This is a genomic window from Pseudonocardia xinjiangensis (genome assembly GCF_050948425.1).
Classification (GTDB): domain Bacteria; phylum Actinomycetota; class Actinomycetes; order Mycobacteriales; family Pseudonocardiaceae; genus Pseudonocardia; species Pseudonocardia xinjiangensis.
The window spans coordinates 4438243-4455877 of record NZ_CP192009.1; the positions used below are offsets into that span (position 1 = coordinate 4438243).

General features: G+C 71.6%; 17 protein-coding genes. 10 read left to right on the top strand and 7 right to left on the bottom strand.

What is annotated here, in order from left to right; translation table 11 throughout:
• Positions 1–18: 18 nt before the first annotated feature.
• The 3 genes from ACQPZA_RS20925 to ACQPZA_RS20935 form a co-directional block, all read right to left on the bottom strand.
• Complete coding sequence (locus ACQPZA_RS20925) at positions 19–1659, bottom strand: peptide chain release factor 3 (RefSeq protein WP_169396180.1); 1641 nt, start codon at positions 1657–1659, stop codon at positions 19–21.
• Between the two features lie 78 nt (positions 1660–1737).
• Positions 1738–2739 (bottom strand): TIGR03560 family F420-dependent LLM class oxidoreductase, encoded by a 1002-nt coding sequence (locus ACQPZA_RS20930; RefSeq protein ID WP_433272944.1) that lies wholly within the window; start codon positions 2737–2739, stop codon positions 1738–1740.
• A 110-nt stretch (positions 2740–2849) separates the two neighbouring features.
• Positions 2850–4508: an FAD-dependent oxidoreductase gene (locus ACQPZA_RS20935; RefSeq protein WP_433272946.1), complete on the bottom strand. Its 1659-nt coding sequence runs from the start codon at positions 4506–4508 to the stop codon at positions 2850–2852.
• Between the two features lie 77 nt (positions 4509–4585).
• On the opposite strand from ACQPZA_RS20935, the gene ACQPZA_RS20940 reads away from it, so the two are divergent.
• Entirely contained in the window at positions 4586–5716 is a 1131-nt protein-coding gene (locus ACQPZA_RS20940) for a DegT/DnrJ/EryC1/StrS family aminotransferase (RefSeq protein WP_433272948.1), read from the top strand.
• Positions 5717–5771: 55 nt separating this feature from the next.
• Here ACQPZA_RS20940 and ACQPZA_RS20945 read toward each other — a convergent pair whose 3' ends face one another.
• Entirely contained in the window at positions 5772–6176 is a 405-nt protein-coding gene (locus ACQPZA_RS20945; protein WP_433282912.1) for a MerR family transcriptional regulator, read from the bottom strand.
• Between the two features lie 137 nt (positions 6177–6313).
• Between ACQPZA_RS20945 and ACQPZA_RS20950 the strand changes: the two genes are divergently transcribed.
• Positions 6314–6838: a carboxymuconolactone decarboxylase family protein gene (locus tag ACQPZA_RS20950; RefSeq protein WP_433272950.1), complete on the top strand. Its 525-nt coding sequence runs from the start codon at positions 6314–6316 to the stop codon at positions 6836–6838.
• Here ACQPZA_RS20950 and mftD read toward each other — a convergent pair.
• Together mftD and ACQPZA_RS20960 are read right to left on the bottom strand one after the other, a co-directional pair.
• On the bottom strand, positions 6816–7994 hold the full coding sequence (mftD, locus tag ACQPZA_RS20955) for a pre-mycofactocin synthase MftD (protein WP_433272952.1): 1179 nt from the start codon (positions 7992–7994) through the stop codon (positions 6816–6818). The genes ACQPZA_RS20950 and mftD overlap by 23 nt on opposite strands.
• Positions 7995–8032: 38 nt before the next feature.
• On the bottom strand, positions 8033–8494 hold the full coding sequence (locus ACQPZA_RS20960) for a hypothetical protein (protein WP_433272954.1): 462 nt from the start codon (positions 8492–8494) through the stop codon (positions 8033–8035).
• A 143-nt stretch (positions 8495–8637) separates the two neighbouring features.
• Here ACQPZA_RS20960 and ACQPZA_RS20965 point away from each other — a divergent pair, with 143 nt between their 5' ends.
• The 8 genes from ACQPZA_RS20965 (at position 8638) to ACQPZA_RS21000 (ending at position 16981) form a co-directional block, all read left to right on the top strand.
• A complete protein-coding gene (locus ACQPZA_RS20965) occupies positions 8638–8940 on the top strand; it encodes a putative quinol monooxygenase (RefSeq protein ID WP_433272956.1) in 303 nt (100 codons plus the stop codon).
• Between the two features lie 157 nt (positions 8941–9097).
• On the top strand, positions 9098–10435 hold the full coding sequence (gene fucP, locus ACQPZA_RS20970) for an L-fucose:H+ symporter permease (protein WP_433272958.1): 1338 nt from the start codon (positions 9098–9100) through the stop codon (positions 10433–10435).
• 68 nt (positions 10436–10503) lie between these two features.
• The gene (locus ACQPZA_RS20975) at positions 10504–11520 is read left to right on the top strand and encodes a carbohydrate kinase family protein (protein WP_433272960.1); all 1017 of its coding nucleotides are present in this window, start codon (positions 10504–10506) and stop codon (positions 11518–11520) included.
• Positions 11517–14759 carry an HAD-IA family hydrolase gene (locus tag ACQPZA_RS20980; RefSeq protein ID WP_433272963.1) on the top strand — a complete coding sequence of 1081 codons (3243 nt, stop codon included), beginning with the start codon at positions 11517–11519 and terminating at the stop codon, positions 14757–14759. The genes ACQPZA_RS20975 and ACQPZA_RS20980 overlap by 4 nt, the downstream gene beginning before the upstream one ends.
• A gap of 89 nt (positions 14760–14848) precedes the next feature.
• A complete protein-coding gene (locus ACQPZA_RS20985; RefSeq protein WP_433282914.1) occupies positions 14849–15223 on the top strand; it encodes a helix-turn-helix domain-containing protein in 375 nt (124 codons plus the stop codon).
• Positions 15224–15280: 57 nt separating this feature from the next.
• Complete coding sequence (locus tag ACQPZA_RS20990) at positions 15281–15703, top strand: VOC family protein (protein WP_433272965.1); 423 nt, start codon at positions 15281–15283, stop codon at positions 15701–15703.
• A 169-nt stretch (positions 15704–15872) separates the two neighbouring features.
• Positions 15873–16091 carry a hypothetical protein gene (locus ACQPZA_RS20995; RefSeq protein ID WP_433272967.1) on the top strand — a complete coding sequence of 73 codons (219 nt, stop codon included), beginning with the start codon at positions 15873–15875 and terminating at the stop codon, positions 16089–16091.
• Complete coding sequence (locus ACQPZA_RS21000; protein ID WP_433272969.1) at positions 16088–16981, top strand: diacylglycerol/lipid kinase family protein; 894 nt, start codon at positions 16088–16090, stop codon at positions 16979–16981. Before ACQPZA_RS20995 ends, ACQPZA_RS21000 begins: the two co-directional genes overlap by 4 nt.
• Here ACQPZA_RS21000 and ACQPZA_RS21005 read toward each other — a convergent pair.
• Positions 16974–17630, bottom strand: a complete 657-nt coding sequence (locus ACQPZA_RS21005; protein ID WP_433272971.1) for a TetR/AcrR family transcriptional regulator — start codon at positions 17628–17630, stop codon at positions 16974–16976. The two genes, ACQPZA_RS21000 and ACQPZA_RS21005, sit on opposite strands and share 8 nt — an antisense overlap.
• Between the last annotated feature and the right edge of the window lie 5 nt (positions 17631–17635).

The window sequence follows — 17635 nt, forward strand, 5'->3', positions numbered from 1 at the left end:
ACGCGGAGCGCACGAGGTTCAGCGCTCGGACGACCCCGCGGGCAGAGCGTCGAGCACCAGACCGTCGAACTTCCGCCGGATCGTCTCCAGCCGCCACTTGTTGCTGAACAGCGCCAGCACCGCGCCGTCGGCCCGGCGGGTGAGGACCTCCACCTCGCTCTGGCCCTTGAGCAGCTCCGCTCCCGCCGCGTCGGTGCGGCGGGTGACGGAGTAGCTCAGCGTTTCGAGGGTGACCGGGGCCCGGAACTCCGACTCCAGCCGGGCGGTGACCACCTCGAACTGCAGCGGGCCCACCGCCGCGAGCACCGGTGCCTGGTCGCCGCGCAGGTCGGAGCTCAGTACCTGGATGACGCCCTCGCTGTCGAGCTGCTCGATCCCCCGCCGGAACTGCTTGTAGGTGCCGGCGTCGGCGCCGCGCACCACGGCGAAGTGCTCGGGCGCGAAGCTCGGGATGGCCGGGAACTGCACCGGCTCCGTGGAGTAGAGCGTGTCACCGGGCCGCAGTGCACCGGCGTTGACCAACCCGACGATGTCGCCGGGAAAGGCCTCCTCCACGGTGGTGCGCTGCTGGCCGAACACGGCCTGGGCGTACTTCGTGGCGAACGGGCGCCCGGTGGCGGCGTGGGTGAGCACCATGCCGCGCTCGAACCGGCCAGAACAGATCCGGACGAACGCCATCCGGTCGCGGTGGGCGCGGTCCATGCCCGCCTGCACCTTGAACACCAGCCCGGACGTGGACGCCTCCAGCGGGCGCGGGTTGCCCTCGGCGTCGTCGCGAGCCTCGGGTGCGGGGGCGAGCTCGACCAGCGCATCGAGCAGCCGGGCGACGCCGACGCCGTTCAACGCGGCTCCGAAGAGCACCGGCGTGGCCGTGCCGGTGAGGAAGTCCTTCTCGTCGAACCCGGCGCCGATCTCCTCCAGCAGCGCGAGCTCGTCCTGCGCGGCGGCCCAGTACTGCGGCTCCTCCGCGGCGATGACCTCGGCGGGCACCAGCTCGGTGGTGGCGCGGGTGGCCCCGCCCGCGGTACGCGAGTAGCGGCGGAACTCCCCCGTGGCGACCTCGACCAGCCCGCGCAGCTCCCCGGCCACCCCGACCGGCCAGGTGACCGGCATCGGGCGCAGCCCGATCGTCTGCTCCACCTCGTCGAGCAGCTCGAGGGCCTCGCGCCCCGGCCGGTCCCACTTGTTGACGAAGGTGAGCACCGGGATGCCGCGGGTGCGGCAGACGTCGAACAGCTTGAGGGTCTGCGGTTCCAAACCCTTGGCCGCGTCGAGCAGCATCACCGCGGCGTCTACGGCGGCGAGCACGCGGTAGGTGTCCTCGGAGAAGTCGCCGTGGCCGGGAGTGTCGAGCAGGTTGATCACGCAGTCGCGGTAGGCGAACTGGAGCACCGCGGAGGTGACCGAGATCCCCCGCTTGCGCTCCATCTCCATCCAGTCCGACGTGACCCCGCGCCGCCCGGACTTGCCGTGCACGGCACCGGCCTCGTCGATCACCTCGGCGTAGAGCGCCAGCGCCTCGGTGAGCGTGGACTTGCCCGCGTCGGGATGGCTGATCACCGCGAACGTCCGTCGCCGTCCCGCTTCGACCGCAATACGAGCGTCGCCCGATACCCGGGCCGACTCCCCCGCCGACTTCTCCACCACAGCTCCAGACATCAGACCGCCGATCCTACGCGGCGGCCTGTTGCCCCCCGACGTCCGTGGTCGACCACGGCGGCCCTGACCGGGCGATCGTCACGACAGTGCCGGGATGACCTCGCGCTCGAACAGCTCCAGGCTCGACCGGTCGTGGGCCGCGCCCGGGAACACGAAGATCCCGTACGCCAGACCTCGCCGCTGCATGTCCTCGAGCCGCTCCACGATCTGCTCCGGCGTCCCGCAGGAGGCGACCGAACCGTTGCGCAGGAACCGCTGGACGAACGCCTCGGCGCCGTCCTCGCCCAGTACCGGCGCGAGCCGCGCCCGGTGCGCCGCGATCCGCTCCTCGACCTCGGACTCGGTGGACCCGGCCATCACGTAGTACACGCTGGAGCGCACGATCGCGTCGAAGTCGGTGCCGACGTCGCGGCAGTGCCGGGCCAGCACCGCCGACTTGCGCGCGAAGCCCTCGGGCGAGCCGTCGAAGTTCGTGTACCGCGCGTACCGGGCGGCGATCCTGAGGGTGACCTTCTCGCCCTGGCCCGCGATCCACAGCGGGATGCCGCCGTCCTGCAGGGGCAGCGGACGCACGATCGCGTCCTCGACCTGGTAATGCTTGCCGCGGAGCGTCGCCCGGCCCGTGGTCCAGGCCTGCCGCATGATCGCGACGCCCTCCTCGAGCATCCCGAGCCGGTCCCGGGCGGGCGGGAAGCCGTAGCCGTACGCGGTCCACTCGGCCTCGTCCCACCCGGCGCCCACACACATCTCGACGCGCCCACCGGAGATGATGTCGCAGGTGGCCGCCACCTTCGCCAGGTAGGCCGGGTTACGGAAGCCGATGCACGTGCAGACCTGGCCCAGCCGCACCCGTCCGGTCACGGCGCCGAAGGCCGCCATGAGGCTCCACGCCTCGTGCGTCCCCGTCTCGTCGGGAGGGGGCGTGGGGAGGGCGTGGAAGTGGTCGTTGACCCAGATCGACTCCCAGGGACCGGCGTCGGCGTGCTGCGCCAGGCCCTTCATCACGTCCCAGTGCGCTGCCGGGTGGATGCCCACCAGGTCGTGGCTCCACCCCTGTGGCACGAACATCCCGAACCGCATACCAACGCTCCCCGAGGACGACCGATCACGACGGTACGTCGCGGGGAGGGCGGGAGACGGGCCGGCGACGTGCTGTCGATCACGGCGGACCGTCGCCCGCCCCCATCCGGTCAGCTCGCCGCGAGCGGCTCCCGCACCGAACGCTCGGCGGCGATGTGGTCGGCGACCCGGCAGGCCAGCGCGGCGATGGTGAGCGTCGGCCCGACGGCGCCCGCGGTCGGGAAGACGGCGCTGCCCGCGACGTAGAGGTTGGCGCTGCCGTGCACACGGCAGTCGGCGTCGACCACGCCCTGGCGCGGGGAGGTTGCCATCCGCAGCAGACCCATCTGGTGAGTGCCGTCGGTGAAGGGCATGTCGTCGATGCGCGCCGCGTCGGCCATGTCGACCGTGCCGTAGCCGAGGCGGGCGAACTCCTCACCGATCAGCTCCATGCTGCGGCGGATCCGGGCCCGGTCGTCGGTGGACACGCCGTAGTGCACCTGCAGGCGCCGCTGGCCGAGCTGGTCGCGATCACGCGAGAGCGTGACGCGGTTGGCCGGGTCGGACGACTGCTCGGCGTCGAACCGCAGGCGGCAGGTGGCGCCGTCCAGCGGCATGAACGAGGGCAGGATGCGACCGCCCGTGATCCGGGGAGCGGCCCAGGACACGGCGAACCTGCCCACCCGCCGCCAGTCGTGCGCGACGTTGCCGATGTGCTGCCCCAGGCCGGACGTGCTCGCGTAGCGCGCGTGGGTGCCGGCGGACTTGAAGCCGAGCCGGGCCCGGTTCAGCGCGTAGTAGGTGAGGGAGAACGTGGACAGCAGCCCGTCCCCGTGGCTGGGGTCCATCGGGTCGGGGAACCACAGCGCCGCCTTGAGGTTGCCCAGCTCGTGGCGGGCCTGCGCCGCGGCGGTGAGCGCGAGCTTGCGCCGGGCGTACACACCGTCGCGGGTGGGCACGTAGCCGAGCGCGAGGTTGCGCCCCAGCTCGCTCAGCACGACCGTGCCGACCTCGCCGACCGGATGGGTCATGTAGTGCCGTCCGACCTGGTCGTACTCGTTGCCGATGCCCGCGGGCGACTGCCGGTCGGACGCCAGCAGGATCCGGGCCGACTCCAGGCCACCCGCGGCGAGGACGTAGGTGCGCGCCACCACCGTGATTTCGACGCCGGGGCGCGGCGCGACGACCGCCTCGGTGATCGCCCCGCTCACCGGGTCGCGCTCCAGGCGCACGACGGTGGCCTCCACCAGCAGCCGGACGTTGGCGGCCCCGGCCAGCGCCCGCATCCGGCCGGCGAAGCTGGTGGGCGGGCTCCACCGCCAGGTCGAGTCGACGTCCAGTGTCTCGGACGGCAGGGGGGCGAAGAGCGGGAAGCCCGAGCGGGCCGCGGAGTACTCGTACTCCCCCGCCTGCAGATGGCGCTGCGCGCGCCGGTAGAACGGTTCCAGCTCCGGTCCGGAGACCGGCCATCCCGCGCTGTCCAGCCACTCGCGCGGCCCGAGGTCGAGGTCGTCCAGGGGGGAGCAACGCCCGCCCCATACGACGCTCGTGCCGCCGAGGCGCTTCTGCCGGACGGCCTCGAGGGGATCGTGCGGGTCGACCGTCTCGCCCCGGTAGGTGTCGGCCTGCCGCGGACCGAACCGCTGGCTGCCACCCTCGACGACCACCACGTCGACGCCACGGTGGGCGAGCTCTGCGGCCACCACCGCCCCGGCCGGCCCGGTGCCGATGACACAGACATCGGCCGACACGCGGCCTCCGGGCGTGATCCCGCGAGCATCGGTCAACACGTGCACCGAGGGTAGAGCAAGGCCGGTTTCGTCCCCCCTTCCGGTTCCGTGGAGACTCGGGCCCCGGAGGTACGTAGATGCGATTTCGGGAGATGGGTGCGGCCGTGCGGGTGCTGGCCCGCAACGACCTGGCCCGCTACAGCGGCGGCGGCACGTCCGAGACGTCCCGCTTCGAGGCCGAGCTGGGCCGGATGCTCGGGGTCGAGCACGCGCTGGCGGTGAACAGCGGCACGAGCGCGCTCATCGGTGCGCTGGTCGGCGCCGGGGTCGGGCCGGGCGACGAGGTGCTCGTGCCGGCTTTCACGTGGGTCGCCACAGCCGCGGCACCGCTGGCGGTCGGCGCCGTGCCGGTGCTGGTCGAGATCGACGCGAGCCTGACCATGGATCCGGCCGACCTCGCCCGCAAGATCACGCCGAACACCCGCGCGGTGATCCCGGTGCACATGCTCAACCTCGTGTGCGACATGGACGCGATCATGAAGGTCGCCGCGGAGCACGACATCGTGGTGATCGAGGACACGTGCCAGGCGATCGGCGTGCGCCACCACGGCCGCCGGGTCGGGTCGATCGGGCACGTCGCGGCGTTCAGCTTCAACCAGCACAAGAACATCACCTGCGGTGAGGGTGGCGCGGTCGTCACCAACGACCGGCGCATCCACGCGCGGGCCGCGATGCACCACGACGTCGGCAGCTACGAGCGGCCCGGCTGGATCGAGACCGAGGCCTTGTTCCCCGGCGTCAACCACCGCATGCCGGAGCTCTCGGCCGCCGTCCTGCGCCCCCAGCTCGCCGCGCTCGACGCCCAGCTGGACCGCAGGCGACGGCGCCGGCAGATGGTGCTCGACCGGATCGCGTCCGGCCCCTGGCGGGGGGTGGCCACGGCACCGCACCACGACGAGCCGGACGCCGTCGGGCTCGCCCTGACCTTCGACGACCCGGAACGGGCCCGCACGTTCGGCGCGCTGCGGGGAGCTCGCCGGCTGATCGACAGCGGCCGACACGTCTACACCAACTGGCAGTCGGTCCAGGCCAAGCGCTCCTACCACCCGCTGTTCGACCCGCACGGCTGGGCGGGCCGCGAGGTGGACTACGGCCCGGACGCCTGCCCGGCCACGCTGGAGATCCTCTCCCGCACCTGCTCCGTGGAGCTCGCCCCGGAGGTGCCGACACCCGCGTTCCGGTTCCTGACCAGGGCGATGGGCCGCTGACCCCCGCCACGACGACGGGCTCCGGCACGGACCGACCTCGTCCCCGAGGGGTGGGTCAGCCCGTGTCGGAGATCTGGCGCCTGCTCTCCCCCGCCAGCCTGCGGAGCTCCCGTGACAGCATCTCCAGGCCCTGCACCTGGGCGCGCAGTGCCTCCACCCGGCTGTCGACCGCGGCGCGGAACACGCCGAGCCGTCCGGCCAGCTCGGCGGTGACCCGGGCGTCGTCGCCGAGGTCGTCCTCCAGCGCGTCCATGGTGGCGAGCAGCTCACGCAGTTGCTCCAGGCTGAAGTCGAGCGGCCGGAGCGTCTTGACCAGCACCAGCCGATCGATGTCGGCCTCCGTGTAGAGGCGGAAGCCGCCTGCCGAACGCTTCGATGGCACGACGAGCCCGACCTCGTCCCAGTGCCGGATCGTCCGCAGCGACAAGCCCACTCGCGTGGCGACCTCGCCGATCTGCATCACTCTCGTCGTTCCTTCCCAGCGAGTTGACCGAGCTTAGCCGCCGACCCCGGCCCGGCAGCGGCACGACGCTCGGCAGATCCACACGGATCCCGGCGGCCGTCTGTCACATCCGCGGCCGCCCCACCGTCCTGGTGGTGGATCCGGTGCGAGGACAACCGGACGAGGACGAGGAGAGCACGACGATGCACCCGCGCATGGACATCAGCGAGATCCAGCCCGAGGCCTACCAGGCGATGTTCGGGCTCGAGAAGTTCCTGGCGGCGAGCCCCCTGCCGCCGACGACGCTGCACCTGGTGAAGCTGCGCGCCAGCCAGATGAACGGCTGCGCCTTCTGCGTCGACATGCACAGCCACGACCTGAAGGCGGACGGCGAGCCGGACGAGCGCCTCTTCTCGGTGGTCACCTGGCGCGAGGCGCCGTTCTTCACCCCCGCCGAGCGCGCCGCCCTCGCCCTCACCGAGGAGGCCACCCGGCTCGACGCGCACGGGGTGAGCGAGGAGGTCTGGAACGAGGCGGCCGCACACTACGACCCGCCCACCCTCGCCGCGCTCGTCACGGCGATCGCCACGATCAACGCCTGGAACCGCATCGGCGTGACCCTGCGCCTCGTGCCCGGCTCCCACCGGGGCGCCGCTGCTACTTCTGGGGCGACCGCGTGAAGTCCGGCGGCACGATGAGGTCCTCGGGCCGCAGGTCGTGCACCGACGCCCGGCCGAGCCCGAGCAGCGTCTCGTCGATCCCGCTGCGCAGGATCTGCAGGACGTTGGCCACCCCCGCCTCGCCGTTAGCCGCCATCCCCCACAGGTAGGCGCGCCCGATCAGCACGGCGCGGGCCCCGAGGGCGAGGGCCTTCACCACGTCGCTTCCCCGCCGGACGCCGCCGTCGAGCAGGACCTCCACCTGCTCGCCGACGGCGTCGACCACAGCGGGGAGGGCACGGATCGACGCCGGGGTGCCGTCGAGGTTGTTGCCACCGTGGTTGGACACACTGACCGCGGTGGCACCGGCGTCGACGGCGCGCCGGGCGTCGTCGGGGTGCATGATCCCCTTCACCGCGAACGGGCCGCCCCACTGCTCGCGCAGCCACGCGATGTCGTCCCAGGTCGGCAGCGGGGTCTGCATCCACTCTCCGTAGGCACCGAAGAACGTGGGCGCGTCCTCGCCCGGCGCCGCCATGTTGGGCGTGGTGAGGTCGGGCAGGGCGCGGTGGCGCGCCCATTCGAGCAGGTACCGGGGCCGCACGAGGCCCTCCGGGGCGAACCGGAGCAACGCACGGACGTCGAGCCGCTCGGGGATGGGCGGGCTGCCCCAGTCCCGGCGCGTGGCGAACGTCCAGTCCAGGGTGACGATCAGCGCCTTCGCGCCGGCCGCCCGCGCGCGTTCCGCGCGCTGCAGGATGCGGTCGCGCCCGCCCACCCAGTAGGTCTGGAAGAACGTCACCGGGTTGGCGGCCACCACGTCCTCGACGGACCGGCTCGCGAACGAGCTCAGGCACATGGCCGTGCCCGCCGCGGCGGCGGCGCGGGCCACGGCCACCTCGCCCTCCGGGCTCACCGCCTGCACGCCGGTCGGGGAGATGACGACCGGGAACGCGATCTCCTGGCCGAGCACGGAGGTGGCCTGTTCGCGATGCCGGGGCAGGTCGGCGATGTGCGGCCGGAAGCCGATCTCGCGGAACGCCTGCACGTTGTCCTCGAGCGTGACGCCCTGCTCCGACCCCGCCACGAGTGCCAGGTAGACCGACTTCGGGAGCCGCTTCCTCGCCCGGCGCTGCGCCTCGGCGACCGACTCGAACCACTCCCTGGTGCTGGCCATGGGAAGACACTATCCAGGGCGGAGTCGACCTCGATCTTTCAGACGTCCCGGGTGGCGACGTGCGTGACCGGCAGGCCGAACTTGCGGGCCAGGCGCCCGGGCAGGTCCTGGTGCAGCCAGCGCGACATCCGCGCCGGGAGCGTCGAGACGATGATCTCGTCGAACTCCCGGCCGGACACGGCCGCCTCGACCGCGCGCACGGGGTCGGGGTCGCACACCTCACCTCCCGCGGTGGCACCGGCGGCGGCCAGTTCCTTCAGCGCCGCGTCGAGCTTCACCTGCGCCAGCCGACGGGCCTCCTCGGGCGGCGCCGGGATCGCGGGGACCCCACCCATGACCGGCATCGGGACGGCCATCGCGCTCGCCGAGAGGTCCTTCACGCGGGTCGCCGGCACGACGAGCCAGAACTCGGCGGGGCCTGCGGCCACCCGCTCCCGGACGAGGTCCGCGAGCTCGGGACTGCCCAGCGTCTGGTTCGCGACGACGAGATAACGGTGCATGACGCCTCCCGAAGGTGTCGGGCCTGTGCCGCCGGCGCCGACGACATCGTGGAACGGCGCCACATTCGGCGCGCGAACAGTACCGCTGCGCGCCCGGCGGGAGAATGGTTCGGGTGGGGCCGAACGGGTGTAGGAATGCACGCATGAACGCATCGGACCGGCCGCTGTTCCTGGTGGTGACGATCAAGCCGCGGCTGGATCGGATGGCGGAAGCGGAAGCCCAGCTGCAGTCCATGCGACGGAACACGCTCACCGAGCCCGGGTGTGTCTTCATGCATCTGGTGCAGCCCCAGGACGATCCGGAAACCTGGGTGATGCTGGAGATGTTCCGCTCCCGCGCGGCCTGGGACGAACACATGCGGCAGCCCTACAACACCGAGGGCAACATCATTCTGCAGGATCTGCTCCGCGCACCCTCGGACCTCCGGCTGTTCGACGAGAAGTAGCCGCCGGAACTGCTACCCGATTCGTGAGTGCGAACACGGAACGTAGTTTGTGGTGCTTCCGGTGGAATCCCGCACAGGTGCGGACTAGGGTTCGCTCAGCTGTGTCCCACATCACACCGAGGTGGGTACCGGTCCAGCGCCTGCGAGGGGTGATCTCATGTCCCGTGATTCGGTCACCCGGGTACAGCCGCAGGAGGAGGCACGGAAGCCTAGGCTCGTCTATCCGGGCCTCACCGTTCCGTTCGTCCTGGTCATCCTCTGCTTCGCGGCGTGGGGGTCGGCGGCCAACCTCACCGATGTCCTCGTCGGCGTGTTCCGCCACATCTTCGCGATGTCGAACTTCGAGTCGGCGCTCGTGCAGTTCGCGTACTACGGCGCCTACTTCTCACTCGCCATCCCGGCCGCATTGATCAACAGGCGCTACGGATACAAGGCAGGCGTGCTCACCGGTCTGGCCTGCGCGACGCTCGGCGGCCTGATGTTCATCCCGGCGAGCATTCTGCTCACGTACGGGTTCTTCCTGGTCGCCCTGTTCGTGCTGGCCGCCGGACTGTCGATCCTGGAGACCTCGGCCAACCCGTTCGTGATCGCGATGGGCCCGGAACAGAGTGCGACCCAGCGGCTGAACCTCGCCCAGTCGTTCAACCCGGTCGGCGCGAACATCGGGGTGCTCCTCGGCGCGGTACTGATCCTCCCGCAGATCACGCCGGAATCGGCGAAGACGTCGATGACGCCCGAGCAGCTGCGCCAGACCCAGGAACAGGACCTGTCGCTGGTGCTGGGCCCCTACACCGGAATCGCCTGCGTACTGCTGTTGATCTGGATTCTCATCGCCTTCCGCAAGATCTCCGTTCCCGAGGAACACGCCGAGTTCGGGCTGGACACGGAACGGACCGGAGTGCTCGGCCGGCTCTGGCACAACCGGCACTACCGCTACGGCGTGGCCGCCCAGTTCCTCAACGTCGGAGCCCAGGTCTGCACCTGGACGTTCACGATCCAGTACGCACAGGACGTCGTGGGCGTCAGCACCGCGAACTCGGGCTGGTACCTGCAGGCCAGCCTCATCCTGTTCCTCATCTCGCGATTCGTGATGACCTATCTGCTCGGCATCTTCCGGCCCACCAAGCTGCTCTTCGCCATGGGCGCGCTCGGGGTGGTCTTCGCCCTGGTCGCCGTGTTCTCGCCCAACATCGTGGGCCTGCTCGCCGTGGTCGGGATCTCGCTCTCGCTGTCCCTGATGTTCCCGACGATCTACGGCGTGGCCCTGCGCGGCCTGGGCCCGGACACCAAGTTCGGCGCGGCGGGCCTCGTGATGGCCATCCTCGGCGGCGCGCTCCTCCCGCTGGTCCAGGGCTGGATCATGGACGCGTCCGGTACCGCGCAGGCCTTCATCGTCCCGGCGATCTGCCTGGCCCTGGTGGCGTGCTACGCGCTGTTCGACCTCCGCAGCAGCCGGCATCCGGACCTGGCCGTGGACGAGGGCGTCGCGCAGTGAGCAGGTGACGCGTCCCCGGCACCCGGACACCGCTTGTCATCGAGTTGTCGTCGAGAGGAGTGGAACGGATGTTCGTCGTCGTCGGGGAAGCGCTCGTGGACCTGGTCGGGCAGCGTGGCAGCCGCACCCTCGTCGCACATCCCGGCGGGAGCCCGGCCAACGTGGCACTCGGGCTGGCCCGCCTGGGTGATGAGGTGACGCTCATGACGCGGCTGGGCCGCGACGCGCTGGGCGAGATGGTCGCCGCGCATCTGCGGGCCGGCGGTGTCCATGTCGAGAGCGGCACCGACCGGTCCACCTCCACCAGCCTCGCGATCGCCACTCTCGCCGCGGGGATCGCGACCTACGACTTCCGCATCGAGTGGGACATCGACGCGCTCGAGCCCCTCCCGATCGAGACGCGCTGCCTGCACACCGGCTCGCTGGCGACCGCGCTGACACCGGGCAGCAGGAACGTCGAGGACCTCATGGAGCGGGAGCAGCGGCGGGGCCGGGTGACGATCTCCTACGACCCCAACGTGCGGCCCGCCCTGCTCGGCTCACCCCACCACGCGCGCCCCGGCATCGAGCGTCTGGTCGGCCTGTCCGACGTGGTGAAGGTCAGCGACGAGGACCTGCTGTGGCTCTACCCCGACCGCCGGGACGAGGACGTGGCCAGGGAGTGGCTGGGACGGGGGCCCGCGCTCGTCGTCGTGACCCGTGGCGGCCGGGGCGTCCACGCCGTCACGGCGAACGTGGAGCTGCGGCGACCGGCCCAGCCGATCGACCTGGTGGACACGGTCGGGGCGGGTGACTCCTTCACCTCCGGCCTGCTCGACGGCCTTCGCCGAGCCGATCTGATCGGCGGCTCGCGGCGCGCTGCCCTCGCGGCGGTCGACGAGTCCACGCTCGCCAGCGTGGTGGATGCGGCGGCCCTCGTCGCGGCGATCACCTGCTCCCGGCCGGGTGCCGATCCGCCGACGCGCACCGAGGTCGATGCCGCCGCCGACACCGCGCGATCGTCCACGACCGCCACGGCGCCGCTCGGCGGCTCACGAGGGATCGCCCCACCCGGTCCCGAGCTCGAGCAAGGGAGACAGCGATGAACCGGATGAACGGGGCCGGGGGCTTCCGCGGCGCGATCTTCGACGTCGACGGCGTGCTCGTCGACTCCCCGCACGAGCTGGCCTGGCGGGAAGCCTTCGCGGCACTGATGGAGGGCGCGTGGAGCGACATCCGGGACCGGACGAGCTGGACCCCGGAACGCTTCACCCCCGCGGTCTACCAGCAGGTGATGGCCGGGATGCCGCGGATGGCGGGCGCCCGGGCGGCGATGGAGCACTTCGGGGTGCCCGACATCGACGCGCGGATCCAGCAGTACGCGGATGCGAAGCAGGAGCACGTGCTCATCCTGATCGACCAGGGCCGTTTCATGGCGTTCCCGGACGCGCTGCGGTTCATCCTCGACGTGAAGGCCATGGGCGTCCCGGTGGCGGCCGCGTCGTCGTCGAAGAACGCCAAGCTGTTCCTCGACCGGATCCGCCTCGACCTGTTCGCTGCCGAGCAGCGGATCGACCACGACTTCATCCACCCGGGCATGACACTGTCCCAGCTCTTCGACGCCGACATCTCCGGGCGGGACTTCGCGAAGGGGAAACCGGACCCGACGATCTTCCTCACCGCCGCGGAGGAGCTCGGTGTCCACCCGGCCGACTGCGTCGTCACCGAGGACGCGACCAGCGGCATCCAGGCCGCCAAGGCGGCGGGCATGGCCGCGCTCGGGGTGGCCCGGCTGGACGACCGCGACATGCTGCTGGAGGCCGGCGCCGACCTCGTCGTGACCACGCTGGACGACGTCTCGAGACGGGCCGTGCGCCACGGGTACCTCGAGGAGCGGCGCGCGGCCGCCGAGATCCGGCAGCGGCGCACGCAGCAGCCGTCGAGCGTGTGGTGCCTGCGGTACGACAGCTTCGACCCCGCCCGGCAGGGCTTGCGGGAGGCGCTGCTCGCGCTGGGCAACGGCTACCTGGTCACGCGAGGCGCCCTGCCCGAGTCGGTCGCCGACGACGTGCACTACCCCGGCACGTACGTCGCGGGCCTCTACGACCGGGCCGAGACCGAGGTCGCCGGGCGGATGGTCGAGAACGAGGACCTGGTCAACGTCCCGAACTGGCTGCCGCTGCGGTTCCGGATCGAGGGCGGGGAGTGGTTCGACGCCCGCCGCGCCGACGTCGCCGAGCACCGCTTCGAGCTCGACATCCACCGGGGCGTGCTGACACGGGACATGACCTGGCAGGACGCCGAGGGACGGCGGACCAGCATGACCCAGCGCCGGTTCGTGAGCATGAAGGACGAGCACTTCGCCGGGCTGGAGACCACGTTCACCGCGGAGAACTGGTCGGGCCGGCTCGAGGTGTCCTCCGGGCTGGACGGCCGGGTCGTGAACTCGGGCGTGAAGCGCTACCGCGACCTGAACGGGCGGCACCTGCAGGTGCTGGGACACGGTGAGGTCGACGGGGAGACCGTCGACCTGCAGGTCGAGACGCTGCAGTCGCACGTGCGCGTCGCGGTGGCCGCCCGGACGCGGGTGCTGCGCGACGGGGAGCGGCTCGACGTCGACCGGCGGCTGGTCGAGGAGCCCGGGTACGTCGCCCACGGACTGGGCATCGACCTCGAGGAGGGGCGCCCGGCGACCGTGGAGAAGATCGTCGCGCTGTACACCTCGCGGGACCGCGGGATCTCCGAGAGCCGCGACGACGCCCGCCTGGCCGCGGCGACGGCGGAGGACTTCGCCGGGCTGCTGGCACGGCACGAGGGCGCGTGGAACAGCCTCTGGAACCGCTTCGACATCCAGCTCGACAGCGCCAACGAGTGGACCGAGACGGTCCTGCACCTGCACATCTTCCATCTGCTGCAGACCATCTCGCCGCACACGCAGCACCTGGACGTCGGCGTACCGGCCCGCGGCTGGCACGGGGAGGCCTACCGGGGCCACGTCTTCTGGGACGAGATGTTCATCTTCCCGTTCTTCAACTTCGAACGCCCGAGCCTGGCCGCCGCGCTGCTGCAGTACCGCTACGAGCGGCTCGGCACGGCCCGGGCCGCGGCCCGCGCCGCGGGGTACGAGGGCGCCATGTTCCCGTGGCAGAGCGGGGCCACCGGTCGCGAGGAGACCCAGGAGGTCCACCTCAACCCGAAGTCGGGCCGCTGGCTGCCGGACCACTCGCACAACCAGCGCCACGTCAACATCGCCATCGCCTACAACGTCTGGCAGCACTACATGGTCACCGGGAGCATCGGGTTCCTGCGCTTCACCGGTGCCGAGCTGCTGATCGAGATCGCCCGGTTCTGGGCCAGCGCCACCACCTACGACGCCGGCGAGGACCGGTACGAGATCCACGGCGTGGTGGGGCCGGACGAGTACCACGAGGGCTACCCGGACTCCGACGAGCCGGGGCTGCGCAACAACACCTACACCAACGTCATGGCGGTGTGGGTGCTCCAGCGGGCTCTGGAGACGCTCGACGTCCTGCCGCCGCACTACCGCGAGGAGCTCGTCGCGGAGCTCGGCATCCGCGACGACGAGCCGGACCGGTGGCGGGACATCACCAGGAAGATGAAGGTCGTCTTCCACGCCGACGGGGTGCTCACCCAGTTCGAGGGCTACGAGGACCTGCCCGAGTTCGACTGGGTGGGCTACCGGGAGCGCTACGGCAACATCCAACGGCTGGACCGGCTGCTGGAGGCCGAGGGCGACAGCACCAACCGGTACAAGCTCGCCAAGCAGGCCGACGTCCTCATGCTGCTGTTCCTGCTCTCCCGCGACGAGCTGCGCGGGCTGCTGCACAACCTCGGCTACGAGGTGAGCGCGGAACAGCTGGCCCGGACCGTCGAGTACCACCTCGACCGGACCTCACACGGCTCCACGCTCAGTGGCGTGGTGAGCGCCTGGGTGATGGCCCGCTACCACCCCGAGGAGGCCTGGCGGTTCCTGCAGCAGGCGCTGGAGAGCGACGTCAGCGACGTCCAGGGCGGCACGACGGCCGAGGGCATCCACCTCGGGGCGATGGCAGGGACGGTGGACATCGTGCTGCGCTGCCTCACCGGCATGCGCGCACTCGGCTCGGTGCTCCGCTTCGAGCCCGCGCTGCCGCCGGAGGTGAAGGAGCTGCGGTTCAGCGTCCACTACCGCGGCCAGCGCGTGGAGGTCGACCTGGCCGAGGACCGCATCCGGCTCAGCGCCCGGCCGGGTGGCACCACCCCCGTCCACCTCCTCGTGCACGGTCAGGCCGTCGAGCTCGCACCCGGTCAGGAGCGTGAGCTCCCGCTGGAGCGCTTCTCGTGAGTGGCGGCGGCTAACCTGCCCCCGTGACGCGCTCCGACGGCGGGCCACGGCCCGGCGCCCGCAGCGCGGTCGAGGACAGCAACCGCCGCATGCTCCGCGCGCGGGACGCGATGGACCGCACCTACGCCGAGCCGCTCGACGTGCCGGCCCTCGCCCGGATCGCGTTCGTCTCCCCCGACCACTTCAGCCGGACGTTCCGGGCCACGTTCGGCGAGACGCCGCACCGCTACCTGCAGCGGCGCCGCGTGGAGCGGGCGATGTTCCTGCTGCGGACGTCCGCGCGCAGCGTCACCGAGATCTGTGTGGACGTCGGTTTCACGAGCCTGGGCACGTTCAGCCGGACGTTCCGCGACATCGTCGGCGAGTCGCCCTCGGCCTACCGCAAGCGCGGCGGCGACCACCCGGCCGACGCGGTGCCGACCTGCTTCGCGAGGGCGTGGCTGCGCCCCGCCGGCCCGCGCTGAGGACCGGAGCAGTTTCGGATAAGCAGCGCGCGCGGCCGGCCCCCTAGGTTTCTCCGCATGCTGAAGAACATCACGCAGTCCTCGATCGTCGTGCTCGACCAGGACGAGGCGCTCGACTTCTACGTCAACAAGCTCGGGCTCGAGCTCCACGCCGACCAGGACCTGGGCTTCATGCGCTGGCTGACCGTCCACGTCCCCGGCGACCCCGAGCGGCAGATCCTGCTGGAGAAGCCCGGTCCGCCCGCGATGGACGAGGCCACCGCGGCACAGGTGCGCGAGCTGGTCACGAAGGGCGCGATGGGCGGCTGGCTGTGCATCAGCACCGACGACCCGCAGAAGTCCTTCGAGACGCTCAAGGCCCGCGGCGTCGAGATCACCGACGAGCCCTCCGAGAAGCCCTACGGCACGGACTTCGGGATCCGCGACCCGTTCGGCAACGCCATCCGGATCGGCAGGCTCAACCCGCCGGCGGACGCCTGACACCGGCTCCCCGGCGGTCCCGGCACCCCTCGGGACCCACCTGCGGAGGCCTGATACCGGGACACGCCCTGCCCGGATGGATTGGCCCACCTGCGGGTACAACGCCCGTGTGAATCGATTCGGTCCTTTCGCCCGGCGCTCCTCCCGCGACCGGGCGCCCGATGGCCGCGTGGTGCCCCGGCCGTACGTCCAGGGGGACCCCGCGGTGCCCGGCAGGCGCAGGCGCGGCCGGTTCGGCTTCTGGGGCCCCGTTCCCTACTACTCGACCCGGACCCGGCAGGGGTCGGAGGTCTCGGTCGGGGGCTGCGGCTGCTGCCTGCCCATCCCGCTCCTGGTCGCGGCCGGTGCGTTCGGACTGCTGCGCACGGTCTGGCGGCGGCTGCGATGACCGGCACCGAGGCGTTCGACCGGGTGGTCGTGATCTTCAACCCGAACAGCACGGGACGGGCACCCGAGCTCGCGGAGGAGCTGCGCGCCGAGCTGGCGGACCGGTTGCCGGACCTGCCGGTGACGATGAGCCCCACCCAGCACGCCGGGCACGGCCGCGACCTGGCCCGCGAGGCGGCAGCGGCGGGTGGCCGCCCGCTGATCGTCTCCGTCAGCGGGGACGGCGGGTACAACGAGGTCGTCGACGGCGCCATGTTGGCCGGCAACCCCGACGTCGTCTGCGCGGTGATGGCGGCGGGCAACGCCAACGACCATCGGCGCACCATCCGGGAGCGGCCGCTGGCCGACGCCGTGGTCGCCGGCGAGGTGTACCGCATCGACCTGCTCCGCATGACCATCGGCACCGGCCCCGATGCGCGCACGCACTACGCCCACTCCTACATCGGGCTCGGGCTGACGCCGGTCGTCGCGGTCGACCTGGAGAAGGGCGGCAAGGGTTCCTTCCGGGAGATCGTGTCGGTGGTGCGGACCTTCGCCCGCTTCCGTCCCTTCACGATCGAGCTGGAGGACGGGAGCCGCCGCAGCGTCGACAGCCTGCTCTTCGCCAACATCTCCGAGATGGCCAAGTTCGCCACCCTCAGCGACGGGGGACGGCCCGACGACGGCCGGTTCGAGGTGATCACGGTGCCGCACACGGCGAAGTGGCGGATCCTCGGTGTCGCCATCAGGGCGGCGACGCGTGGCCTGGGGCCGCAGCCCACCGCCACGCGCTACGGCTTCACCACGCTCAAGCCCACCCCGATGCAGCTCGACGGCGAGGTCATCGCACTCGACCCCGGCACTCCCGTCTGCGTCGAGGTGGCCCCCCGGGCGCTCGCGACGATCAGCTGACGGGCCCGGTGGGCGGCGGCGCGGAGCAGGTGGCGTGGCGGAGCATCACCAGGGCGGATGCGTGCAGGTCGGTCAGGGCGTCCGGCCGGCCCGACAGATGCCGCAGCAGCGCCATCTGGAAGGCGCCGTCGAACATCGTGTAGACCGACGACGACGTGAGCCCCGGCCGCACGCCCAGCAGCTCGGCATGACGGCTGACGACCCGCCAGATCATCCGCTCGATGCTGGCGTCGATCTCGAGGACGTCGGCGCGGAAGGACTCCTCGAACAGTGCCTGCGCCCGCAGGTCGTACCAGAGGCGGTGCAGCTTGCTCTCCTCGCGCACCGACTCGACGAGGCCGTCGGCGAACCGGACGGCGAGCCCCTCGGGTGAGTCGGCCTCCACCACGAGCCGGTCGTAGCGGAGCACGCACTGCGCCTTGTACTCCCGGACGCAGCACGTGATCAGGTCGACCTTGTCGGTGAAGTAGTAGTGCAGGACACCGTGGGAGAACGCGGAGTTCTGCGCGATCTCACGCAGGCTCGTGCGGGCGTAGCCGAGCTCGGACAGCGTCTGGATCGCCGCCTGGGCCAGTTCCTTGCGACGCTCCGCGAACTTGCCCGCAGCCGGCCGCGAGGGCCGGGGGCGCTTCGCCGCGGCTTCGGTCACCGGTG

Bases quoted from the DNA above. Each gene is read 5' to 3' on its own strand.
- ACQPZA_RS20925 (WP_169396180.1), bottom strand. From the start codon at position 1,659: ATGTCTGGAGCTGTGGTGGAGAAGTCGGCGGGGGAGTCGGCCCGGGTA.
- ACQPZA_RS20930 (WP_433272944.1), bottom strand. From the start codon at position 2,739: ATGCGGTTCGGGATGTTCGTGCCACAGGGGTGGAGCCACGACCTGGTG.
- ACQPZA_RS20940 (WP_433272948.1), top strand. From the start codon at position 4,586: ATGCGATTTCGGGAGATGGGTGCGGCCGTGCGGGTGCTGGCCCGCAAC.
- ACQPZA_RS20945 (WP_433282912.1), bottom strand. From the start codon at position 6,176: ATGCAGATCGGCGAGGTCGCCACGCGAGTGGGCTTGTCGCTGCGGACG.
- mftD (WP_433272952.1), bottom strand. From the start codon at position 7,994: ATGGCCAGCACCAGGGAGTGGTTCGAGTCGGTCGCCGAGGCGCAGCGC.
- ACQPZA_RS20960 (WP_433272954.1), bottom strand. From the start codon at position 8,494: ATGCACCGTTATCTCGTCGTCGCGAACCAGACGCTGGGCAGTCCCGAG.
- ACQPZA_RS20965 (WP_433272956.1), top strand. From the start codon at position 8,638: ATGAACGCATCGGACCGGCCGCTGTTCCTGGTGGTGACGATCAAGCCG.
- fucP (WP_433272958.1), top strand. From the start codon at position 9,098: ATGTCCCGTGATTCGGTCACCCGGGTACAGCCGCAGGAGGAGGCACGG.
- ACQPZA_RS20975 (WP_433272960.1), top strand. From the start codon at position 10,504: ATGTTCGTCGTCGTCGGGGAAGCGCTCGTGGACCTGGTCGGGCAGCGT.
- ACQPZA_RS20980 (WP_433272963.1), top strand. From the start codon at position 11,517: ATGAACCGGATGAACGGGGCCGGGGGCTTCCGCGGCGCGATCTTCGAC.
- ACQPZA_RS20985 (WP_433282914.1), top strand. From the start codon at position 14,849: ATGCTCCGCGCGCGGGACGCGATGGACCGCACCTACGCCGAGCCGCTC.
- ACQPZA_RS20990 (WP_433272965.1), top strand. From the start codon at position 15,281: ATGCTGAAGAACATCACGCAGTCCTCGATCGTCGTGCTCGACCAGGAC.
- ACQPZA_RS21000 (WP_433272969.1), top strand. From the start codon at position 16,088: ATGACCGGCACCGAGGCGTTCGACCGGGTGGTCGTGATCTTCAACCCG.